General features: G+C 65.4%; 13 protein-coding genes. 10 read left to right on the forward strand and 3 right to left on the reverse strand.

All coding sequences use genetic code 11. The features are described from left to right. Nucleotides 1-9 precede the first annotated feature (9 nt). The gene (locus tag ASE28_RS21175) at nt 10-792 is read left to right on the forward strand and encodes an ABC transporter ATP-binding protein (protein WP_057201996.1); all 783 of its coding nucleotides are present in this window, start codon (nt 10-12) and stop codon (nt 790-792) included. A gap of 2 nt (nt 793-794) precedes the next feature. After that, nucleotides 795-1,523, forward strand: a complete 729-nt coding sequence (locus ASE28_RS21180; RefSeq protein ID WP_057201997.1) for an ABC transporter ATP-binding protein — start codon at nt 795-797, stop codon at nt 1,521-1,523. Between the two features lie 79 nt (nt 1,524-1,602). On the opposite strand, the gene ASE28_RS21185 is transcribed toward ASE28_RS21180, so the two are convergent. Beyond that, a complete protein-coding gene (locus ASE28_RS21185) occupies nt 1,603-2,211 on the reverse strand; it encodes an outer membrane beta-barrel protein (RefSeq protein ID WP_057201998.1) in 609 nt (202 codons plus the stop codon). 282 nt (nt 2,212-2,493) lie between these two features. On the opposite strand from ASE28_RS21185, the gene ASE28_RS21190 reads away from it, so the two are divergent. Both ASE28_RS21190 and ASE28_RS21195 read left to right on the forward strand, forming a co-directional pair. Beyond that, nucleotides 2,494-3,141: a DUF47 domain-containing protein gene (locus ASE28_RS21190; protein WP_057201999.1), complete on the forward strand. Its 648-nt coding sequence runs from the start codon at nt 2,494-2,496 to the stop codon at nt 3,139-3,141. Between the two features lie 18 nt (nt 3,142-3,159). Continuing rightward, on the forward strand, nt 3,160-4,170 hold the full coding sequence (locus ASE28_RS21195; protein ID WP_057202000.1) for an inorganic phosphate transporter: 1,011 nt from the start codon (nt 3,160-3,162) through the stop codon (nt 4,168-4,170). A gap of 73 nt (nt 4,171-4,243) precedes the next feature. On the opposite strand, the gene ASE28_RS21200 is transcribed toward ASE28_RS21195, so the two are convergent. Together ASE28_RS21200 and ASE28_RS21205 are read right to left on the reverse strand one after the other, a co-directional pair. Beyond that, nucleotides 4,244-4,690 (reverse strand): TM2 domain-containing protein, encoded by a 447-nt coding sequence (locus ASE28_RS21200; protein WP_057202001.1) that lies wholly within the window; start codon nt 4,688-4,690, stop codon nt 4,244-4,246. Nucleotides 4,691-4,697: 7 nt separating this feature from the next. Beyond that, nucleotides 4,698-5,219: a GNAT family N-acetyltransferase gene (locus ASE28_RS21205; protein ID WP_057268375.1), complete on the reverse strand. Its 522-nt coding sequence runs from the start codon at nt 5,217-5,219 to the stop codon at nt 4,698-4,700. Nucleotides 5,220-5,368: 149 nt separating this feature from the next. Between ASE28_RS21205 and rpsP the strand changes: the two genes are divergently transcribed. The 6 genes from rpsP (at nt 5,369) to ASE28_RS21235 (ending at nt 9,462) form a co-directional block, all read left to right on the forward strand. Continuing rightward, complete coding sequence (rpsP, locus tag ASE28_RS21210; RefSeq protein ID WP_007859791.1) at nt 5,369-5,620, forward strand: 30S ribosomal protein S16; 252 nt, start codon at nt 5,369-5,371, stop codon at nt 5,618-5,620. Between the two features lie 75 nt (nt 5,621-5,695). After that, nucleotides 5,696-6,265 carry a ribosome maturation factor RimM gene (gene rimM, locus ASE28_RS21215; protein WP_057268376.1) on the forward strand — a complete coding sequence of 190 codons (570 nt, stop codon included), beginning with the start codon at nt 5,696-5,698 and terminating at the stop codon, nt 6,263-6,265. 27 nt (nt 6,266-6,292) lie between these two features. After that, on the forward strand, nt 6,293-7,051 hold the full coding sequence (gene trmD / locus ASE28_RS21220) for a tRNA (guanosine(37)-N1)-methyltransferase TrmD (RefSeq protein ID WP_057268377.1): 759 nt from the start codon (nt 6,293-6,295) through the stop codon (nt 7,049-7,051). A gap of 152 nt (nt 7,052-7,203) precedes the next feature. After that, nucleotides 7,204-7,611 carry a 50S ribosomal protein L19 gene (gene rplS, locus ASE28_RS21225; protein WP_057202005.1) on the forward strand — a complete coding sequence of 136 codons (408 nt, stop codon included), beginning with the start codon at nt 7,204-7,206 and terminating at the stop codon, nt 7,609-7,611. 122 nt (nt 7,612-7,733) lie between these two features. After that, nucleotides 7,734-8,429: a CoA pyrophosphatase gene (locus ASE28_RS21230; RefSeq protein ID WP_235516186.1), complete on the forward strand. Its 696-nt coding sequence runs from the start codon at nt 7,734-7,736 to the stop codon at nt 8,427-8,429. A gap of 46 nt (nt 8,430-8,475) precedes the next feature. Further along, complete coding sequence (locus ASE28_RS21235) at nt 8,476-9,462, forward strand: CobD/CbiB family protein (RefSeq protein WP_057202006.1); 987 nt, start codon at nt 8,476-8,478, stop codon at nt 9,460-9,462. Nucleotides 9,463-9,670: the final 208 nt, after the last annotated feature.

The following is a 9,670-nucleotide window of genomic DNA, read 5'->3' on the forward strand; positions in this document are numbered from 1 at the left end:
AGTTAGAACATGGCAGAGAAATCCAACGAAGTGGTGCTGAAGGTTGCCGGCATTTCCAAGCGCTTTGGCGGCTTGCAGGCCCTCTCCGACGTCGGCATCACGATTGAACGCGGCCAGGTTTACGGCCTGATCGGTCCCAACGGCGCTGGCAAGACCACGTTCTTCAACGTGATCACCGGCCTGTACACCCCCGACGCCGGCACGTTCGAACTCGCAGGCAAGCCCTACGAGCCGACAGCCGTGCATGAGGTGGCGAAGGCCGGCATTGCCCGTACCTTCCAGAACATCCGCCTGTTTGCGGAGATGACGGCGCTAGAGAACGTGATGGTGGGCCGCCACATCCGCACCAAATCCGGCCTGCTGGGCGCGATATTGCGCACCAAGAGCTTCAAGGCAGAGGAGCTGGCCATCGCCAAGCGCGCGCAGGAACTGCTCGACTACGTGGGCATCGGCAAGTTCGCCGACTACAAGGCGCGCACCTTGAGCTACGGCGACCAGCGCCGCCTGGAGATCGCCCGCGCCCTGGCAACGGATCCCCAGCTGATTGCGCTGGACGAGCCCGCAGCCGGCATGAACGCGACCGAGAAGGTGCAGTTGCGCGAGCTGATCGACCGCATCCGCAACGACAACCGCACCATCCTGCTCATCGAGCACGACGTGAAGCTGGTGATGGGCCTGTGCGACCGCGTGACGGTGCTCGACTACGGCAAGCAGATCGCCGAAGGCACGCCTGCCACCGTGCAGAAGAACGAAAAAGTGATTGAGGCCTATCTGGGCACCGGAGGACATTGAGAATGGCCGAAAAATCCAACAAGGTACTGCTGCAGATCAAGGGCCTGAAGGTGGGCTATGGCGGTATCCAGGCCGTCAAGGGCGTGGACTTCGAAGTGCGCGAAGGCGAGCTGGTCTCGCTCATTGGCTCCAACGGTGCCGGCAAGACCACCACCATGAAGGCCATCACGGGCACGCTGCCCATGGGCGATGGCGACATCGAGTACCTGGGCAAGAGCATCAAGGGCAAGGGCGCCTGGGACCTGGTCAAGGACGGCCTGGTCATGGTGCCCGAAGGCCGTGGCGTGTTCGCGCGCATGACCATCACCGAAAACCTGCAGATGGGTGCCTACATCCGCAAGGACAAGGCGGGCATCCTGGCCGACATCGAGAAGATGTTCACCATCTTCCCGCGCCTGCGCGAGCGCAAGGACCAGCTGGCCGGCACCATGTCAGGCGGTGAGCAGCAGATGCTGGCCATGGGCCGCGCGCTGATGAGCCAGCCCAAGGTGCTGCTGCTGGACGAGCCCTCGATGGGCCTGTCACCCATCATGGTGGACAAGATCTTCGAGGTCGTGCGCGATGTGTACGCCCTGGGGGTGACCATCCTGCTGGTGGAGCAGAACGCCAGCCGCGCGCTGGCCATTGCCGACCGCGGTTATGTGATGGAGTCGGGCCTGATCACCATGACCGGGCCGGGCCAGGAGCTGCTGAGCGACCCCAAGGTGCGTGCCGCCTACCTGGGCGAGTAAGGGCTTGCCTGCGCCAGCAAAATGCCATCCCTCGGGACGGCATTTTTCATGGAGAGGACGCAAGTCCTCCCGTTGCAGGTCAGTACTTGTACTGCACGCCCAGCGTCGTCATCTTCACGCCCGAGTTCTCATCCGAGAAGTGGAACTTGTGGCGCTCCCACTCCACCACGGCGGCCCATTGCTGGTTGAAGTTCCAGCGTGCGCCCACGCCGTAGGACAGCCCGAAGCCGCTGTCCTTGCCCGTGGCCACGCCCAGGCCCGAAAAGCCCGAAGTGCGCGTGCGGCCATAGGTGGTACCTACCTTGCCGAACAGGTCGAACTGCTCGTTCAGCGGGGCGCGCCCGATCAGGCTCAGGTTGACGCCCTCGGCCTTGGTGGTGCCGCCCAGGCGGTGGGCCTTGCCGGCATTCAGGTAGCTCAGCTCCACGCCGGCATTGGGGTGGAAATAGCCGCCGGTGGAGAGTTTCCAGGCCGAGTCGGAGTCATCGAAGCCCAGGCCGGTGCCGGGTGGACCGGCATTGAGGTCGTAGTTGGACCGGCCGCCGCTCAGGCCGAAGTAGCCTTGCTGCGTATAAGGAATGAAGGAATCGCGCTGCTTGGGCGAAGCGCTGCTGGTCTGTGCCTGCACGCCCGTGGCGGCGCAGGCGGCTGCAACCAGCCAGGGGATCAGGCGGAACGAGGATGGCATGGAAGGTGTCCTTGGAACGTGGGGAAATTCGGCGGGCAACGGATGCCCGCGGGGCGAACGCCCAATCTAAGGCGCTGCCCCGACGGTTGCTGTAGGACGGAGGGTCCCCGGCGGGTAGGCCCGGCCCGGGGATCCCGGCCCGGGCGAAGCCGCTGCCATCGACCCTGGGCATGGTTGCAACGGCCCGGCGGTTAAACTCCCGGCAGTCACGTTGGCGTCATGGTTTTGTCATGGCACCGTCATTTCCAAGAAATCCGCCCCCCCGTTCCAGGAGCCTCCCCCATGCTGTTTGCCAAGCTGTTGCCACGCGAAGGCAATTTTTTCGAAATGTTCAACCAGCATGCGGACCGCATCGTGGAAGCGGCCCGCGCCTTTTCGCAACTGGTGGCCAACTACAACGATCCCCACCTGCGTGACAAGTACAACCAGGATGTGGACAACGCCGAGCGCGCTGCCGACCGCGTGACGCACGAGGTCAACAAGGCCATCCACAAGACCTTCATCACCCCCATCGACCGTGAGCAGATCCACACGCTCATCAACACCATGGACGATGTGGCCGATCTGATCCAGGACTCGGCGGAAACCATGGCGCTGTACGACGTGCGCCACATGACGGACGAGATCACGCGCCTCACCGACCTGAGCCTCAAGTGCTGCGAGCGCTTGCGCGATGCCGTCAAGCTGCTCGACAAGATCGCCGACCCTGCCGTGGCCGAGGCCGCCCTCAAGACCTGCGAGGAGATCGACAAGCTCGAATCCGACGCCGACCGCGTGATGCGCAGCGCCATGAGCAAGCTGTTCCGCGAGGAGCCCGATGTGCGCGAAGTGATCAAGCTCAAGGCCATCTACGAGCTCCTGGAAACCATCACCGACAAGTGCGAGGACGTGGCCAACTGCATCGAGGGCATCGTCCTCGAGAACTCCTGATCGGCAGGGCCCAGCAGCATGGAAACCGTACAAGCAGCCCTGTGGGTTGTCGTTCTGCTCGTGGCGCTTGCGATCCTGTTCGACTTCATGAACGGGTTCCACGACGCCGCCAACTCGATTGCCACGGTGGTCTCCACCGGCGTGCTCAAGCCCGCGCAGGCGGTGCTGTTCGCGGCATTCTTCAATTTCGTGGCCATCTTCGTGTTCCACCTGAGCGTGGCCGCCACGGTGGGCAAGGGCATCGTGCAGCCCGGCATCGTGGACACGCACGTGGTGTTCGGCGCCCTGGTGGGCGCCATCACCTGGAACGTGATCACCTGGTACTACGGCATCCCCAGCAGCTCCTCGCATGCGCTGATCGGCGGCATCGTGGGCGCGGTGATCGCCAAGGCTGGCGCGGGCGCGTTGATCTCGGCCGGCATCCTGAAAACCGTGGCCTTCATCTTCGTCTCGCCGCTGCTGGGCTTTCTGCTCGGCTCGCTGATGATGGTGGCCGTGGCCTGGATCTTCCGGCGCGCCAGGCCGAGCAAGGTGGACAAGTGGTTCCGGCGGCTGCAGCTCGTTTCCGCAGGCGCCTACAGCCTGGGCCACGGCGGCAATGATGCGCAGAAGACCATCGGCATCATCTGGCTGCTGCTGATCGCCACGGGCTACGCTTCGGCCAGCGACGCATCGCCTCCCACCTGGACCATCGTGAGCTGCTACGTGGCCATTGGCCTCGGGACCATGTTCGGTGGCTGGCGCATCGTCAAGACCATGGGCCAGAAGATCACCAAGCTCAAGCCCGTGGGCGGCTTCTGTGCCGAAACGGGCGGGGCGATCACGCTGTTCCTGGCCACCACGCTGGGCATCCCGGTATCCACCACGCACACCATCACCGGTGCCATCGTGGGCGTGGGCTCCACCCAGCGCGCCAGCGCCGTGCGCTGGGGCGTGGCCGGCAACATCGTCTGGGCCTGGGTGCTCACCATCCCGGCCAGCGCCTTTGTGGCGGCCATTGCCTACTGGGTGAGCCTGCAGTTGTTCTGAGTGCTCTGCAGCTCCATGAAGAAAGCCCTCCGGGAACTGTTTCCCGGAGGGCTTTTTGCGTTGTGGCGGATGCCTATTGCGAAATCTTGCGCGCTTCCTCGATCTGGTACTCGAAATAGCGCTGGAAGCTGAACGCCAGGCTGGCCATCAGCACCGTGGTGCCCATCAGCAGGGCCAGGACGATGGCACCGATGGTGATCCACTGCGTCTGGCCGGCGGGCGCTTCCACCGGGGCGCTGGGGTTGTAGCGGGCATTCCAGCGTTCGGGCGTCATCAGGCCGTACAGGATGGCGCGCAGGGCGCAACCCGCGATCGTGAACCCCAGCAGGGGGATCAGGATCCAGCTGTAATGGTCGTCCTGCCCCAGTTGCTGCACGCGCTGGATGCCGTAGATCCCCAGTGCCGTGGGGATGGGCAGCAGCCAGCCCAGCATGTCCCCCATGCCGTGCAGGTAAAAGCGGTGCAGGCCCAGCGGGCCGCCCAGGAAGGCCAGCCAGGCAGCCAGTGTTTTGTTTTTCATGGGGGGATTATTCAGGCGAAGTGGTGTCGCCCGCGCCCAGGGTCTTTTCCATGAGCACGATGTCGCGCCAGGCGCCGAATTTCCAGCCCATGGAGCGCATCACGCCCACGTCGGTAAAGCCCACGGCGCGGTGCACGCCGATGGAGCCGGCGTTGGCCGAATCGCCGATCACCGCCAGCAGCTTGCGCACGCCGGCCGCCTCGGCCTGCACCATCAGTTCGGCCAGCAGTTGCCGGCCCAGGCCCATGCCGCGGGCGCTGTCGGCCACGTAGATCGAGTCTTCGGCCGAGAAGCGGTAGGCCGGGCGCGGCTTGAACCAGTTGGCGTAGGCAAAGCCCAGCACCTGCCCGTCCTGCTCGGCCACCAGCCAGGGCAGGCCCCGGCCCAGCACGTCGGCGCGGCGGCCGGCCATGTCGGTTTCGGTGGGGGGATCGATCTCGAAAGTACCCGTGCCGTGCAGCACGTGGTGGGCATAGATGGTGGTGATCGCGGGCAGGTCAGCGTCGGTGCTTGGACGAATAATGGGCATGGAATGGGGAATTGGATATAATCGTGGGCTTTGCAGCGTGTCGCTGGCCGGGTGGCCATGTCGCGTGTCTCAAGCGTTGCGAGAATATGGTTGCGAACACTGCGGCTTTCGGCAGGTATTGCCGGAACCCAACACCCGAAGGATAAATCATGGTCGTCATTCGACTTTCCCGCGGCGGCTCCAAGGGCCGTCCTTTCTTCAACATCGTCGTTGCTGACAAGCGCGTGCGCCGCGATGGCCGCTTCATCGAGCGCCTGGGCTTCTACAACCCCACCGCCAAGGAAACCGAAGAAGGCCTGCGCATTGCACAGGACCGCCTGACGTACTGGCAGAGCGTGGGCGCCCAGTCCTCGCCTACCGTGGACCGCCTGATCAAGCAAGCTGCCAAGAAGGCTGCTTAAAGCTCCCTGAAAAGGGCGGGTTCCGTCGGCTTGCCTGGCGGAACCCGCCCTTTTCCTATTTCCGAGACCCATTCCATGGCCACGAACCTGACCCTCGCACCCGCAGAACTGCCTGCCGACGCCGTCGAAGTGGGCCGCATTGCCGACGCCTGGGGTATCAAAGGCTGGTTCAAGGTGGTGCCCCACAGCAGCAACCCCGAAGCCCTGTTCTCTGCCAAAAGCTGGTACCTGCAGCCCTCCGAGCGCGGTGCCAAGACCTTCTCCGGCACGGTGCTGTTGCCGATTCGGCAGGCCAAGGACCACTCGGACACCGTGGTGGCCTGGGCGCAGGGCATCGACGACCGCAACGGCGCCGAGGCGCTGCGCGGCGCGCGCATCTTCGTGCCGCGCTCGGGCTTTCCGACCACCGCCACCGACGAATACTACTGGGTGGACCTGATCGGCCTGGCCGTCGTCAACCGCGAGGGCCTGGCCCTGGGCGCCGTGCGCGAACTGCTGTCCACCGGCCCGCAGACCGTGCTGGTGCTCGAGTACGAGGAGGCAGGCAAGGTGCAGGAGCGCATGATTCCCTTCGTTGCCCATTTCGTCGACAAGGTGGAACTGCCCGAAAAGCGCATCACCGTCGACTGGCAGCCCGACTACTGAGCGACCGGTTGCGGTCCGCTGCGCACCATGCGCTTTGACATCATCACCCTGTTCCCCGAGCTGTTTGCGCCCTTTCTGGCCAGCGGCGTGACGCGGCGTGCCTATGCCGGTGGCCAGGTCGACGTACGGCTGTGGAACCCCCGCGACCAGGCCGAGGGCAACTACCGCCGCGTGGACGACCGGCCCTTTGGCGGTGGCCCGGGCATGGTGATGCTGGCCGAGCCGCTGGCGCGCTGCCTGGCCGCCATCCGCACCGAGCGCGCCGAGCCGGTTGAGGGGCAGGCGCCGCTGGTGCTGTTTTCGCCCATCGGTGCGGCGCTCAACCACGCGGCGGTGGAGCGGTGGTCTGCCAGCACGGGCGCCGTGCTGTTGTGCGGGCGCTATGAAGGCATCGACCAGCGCTTCATCGATGCCCATGTGGACCTGCAGATCAGCCTGGGCGATTTCGTGCTCTCGGGCGGCGAGATCGCCGCCATGGCCTTGCTCGATGCCGTGGCGCGCCTGCAGCCCGGCGTGCTCAACGACGAGGGCAGCCACCAGCTCGACAGCTTCAACCCCGCGCTCGACGGCCTGCTCGACTGCCCCCACTACACCCGTCCCGAAGAATGGGCAGGCCAGGCCGTGCCGGCCGCGCTGATGTCCGGCCACCACGCGCAGATCGAGCGCTGGCGGCGCGACCAGCGCCTGGCCGTCACCGTGCGCCACCGCCCCGATCTGATCGCCGCAGCGCGCCAAGCGGGTCGCATCACGCCTGCCGACGAGGCCGTATTGGCCAATTTGCGCTGACTTGCTATAATCAAAGGCTTTTCGATCCTCTGGCCGGCCGTTTTGCTGAGCAAACATGTGGAGCATGCAGGCTCCTGCCGTTTGTGCGAAACACTGAGACGTCAATCCCGACGCTGCCATTTTTGGCGCGGACATGATCGTTGGATGTAAAAATGAACCTGATTCAAACCCTGGAAGCGGAAGAAATCGCCCGCCTCAACAAGACCATTCCCGCATTTGCGCCTGGTGACACCGTCATCGTGAGCGTGAACGTGGTGGAAGGTACCCGCAAGCGCGTGCAGGCTTACGAAGGCGTGGTGATTGCCAAGCGCAATCGCGGCCTGAACAGCGGCTTCACCGTGCGCAAGATCTCCAGCGGCGAAGGCGTGGAGCGTACGTTCCAGACCTACAGCCCGCTGATCGCCGGTATCGAAGTCAAGCGCCGCGGTGACGTGCGCCGTGCCAAGCTGTACTACCTGCGTGACCGCAGCGGCAAGTCGGCACGTATCAAGGAAAAGCTGCCACAGCGCGTCAACAAGGCGGCTGTTGCCGCCGCCGCAGCAGCAGCTACTGCCGCCTGAGGACTGGACCCGTCCAGGCAAGCCGCTACAGCCAGCCTGTAGCGGCTTTTTGCATTGTGCCGCCTCACCAGCGTTCCCTTGGCCCCCTCATCCCGACTGCAGTGAAACCACCGATCAGCCCCGTGTCCTCCATCATCCCGCCCCTGTCCACGCTGCCCGATTTCGATCCGCGCAAGGTGCCCGTGGTGGGGGTGGATACGCACCTGGCAGCGGTGCCGCTGGCGGCCCAGACCCCCGAGGCGCTGCGCTTGCGCTTTGCGCACCCGCCGCAGTGGGAGCCCGAGGTGGTGCTGGAGCGCAAGTTCGCCCAGCGCGAGCCGGCCCATGCCTCGGTGCTGCTGGCCATCGTCCTGCGCGAGCAGCCCATGGTGCTGCTGACCGAGCGCACGGCGCATCTGTCCACGCACTCAGGGCAGATCGCCTTTCCCGGTGGCCGGGCGGACCCCGAGGACGCCACCCCGGCCGACACCGCGCTGCGCGAGGCCTTCGAGGAAGTGGGTCTGGAGCGCCAGTACGTGGAGGTGTTGGGTTCCTTGCCCATCTACGTGACGGGCACCTCCTTCATCATCACGCCCGTGGTCGCGCTGGTGCAGCCCGACTGCGTGCTCACGCCCAACCCCTACGAGGTGGCGGATCTGTTCGAGGTGCCGCTGGCCTTTCTGCTCGACCCGGCCAACCACCAGCGCCACCGGCTGGAGTGGGAGGGCGTGGCCCGCGAATGGTTCTCCATGCCCTACCAGGACGGCGAGAAGAACCACCATATCTGGGGCGCCACCGCCGGCATGCTGCGCAATTTCTACCGCTTCATGCAAGCCTGACCCTATTGGTGCACGGCGGCATGCAGCGCCAGTATCATTGGCGACCATGAGTTTCTTCGCCATCCTGTTCGCTCTGCTGATCGAGCAGGCCCGCCCGCTGGCCCGCAGCAACCCCATCCACGCAGGCCTGCGTGCCTGGGCCCTGTCGGTGAGCCGCAATTTCGACGCCGGCAAGTCGCACCACGGCTGGGTGGCGTGGGGCCTGGCGGTGCTCGTCCCTTCCCTGGTCGTGCTGGCCATCCACTGGCTGCTGCTGTGGGGGCTGGGCTGGCCGTTCGCCGTGCTCTGGAGCGTGGCGGTGCTGTACGTCACCCTCGGTTTCCGCCAGTTCAGCCACCATTTCACCGGTATCCGCGATGCGCTGGAAGAAGGCGATGAAGACGCTGCCCGCGAGCGCCTGGCCCATTGGCAGCAGGTGGATGTCGGCCTGCTGCCGCGCAGCGAGATCGTGCGCCACGTGATCGAGTACTCGGTGCTGGCTGCGCACCGCCATGTGTTCGGCGTGCTGGCCTGGTTCTCGGTGCTGGCCGCCCTGGGCCTGGGGCCTACGGGGGCGGTGTTGTACCGGCTGGCTGAATTCGCCTCGCGCTACTGGCACTACCGCCAGCGCATGGGGGCGCAGCCCGCGAGCGAATCGCTGCAGCGCGCTTCGGCCCAGGCCTGGACGGTGATCGACTGGGTGCCTGCGCGGCTGACCGCGCTGAGCTTTGCGGTGGTGGGCAGCTTCGAGGAGGCGATCGAGGGCTGGCGCTTCCATGCCCAGCGCTTTCCCAATGACAACGATGGGGTGGTGCTGGCGGCGACGGCCGGGGCCATCAACGTCCGTTTGGGGGGCGAGGCGCTCAAGGCCCGGTCGGTGCTGCATACGCCGCAGGGGTTGGAGATCGATGCGGACATGGGGGACAGTGACGCGACCCCTGGGCGGGAGCCTGAAGTCGGGCATTTGCGCAGTGTCGTGGGGCTCGTTTGGAGGTCGGTGGTGGTGTGGATGCTGCTGCTGGCTTTGTTGACCTTGGCTCGGTTGCTGGGCTGACGATCTCTCGGGGTTTTTTACCGGCGCCTTGCTTGAGGGCGGGAGCCGGGATGTGCGCCCGGCTGTGCAGGCGTGGTTCTGCGGCTTGGTCTCTAGGGTTGCCGCATGCTTGTTTCAGGGGCGGAGGCCGGGTCTCGGCCCGGCAGCCGAGGTACCTTTCTTTGAGTCGCCAAAGAAAGGTACCCCAAAGAAAGGCGACCCCGCTGCC

The organism is Acidovorax sp. Root219, from assembly GCF_001428665.1.
GTDB lineage: Bacteria > Pseudomonadota > Gammaproteobacteria > Burkholderiales > Burkholderiaceae_C > Acidovorax.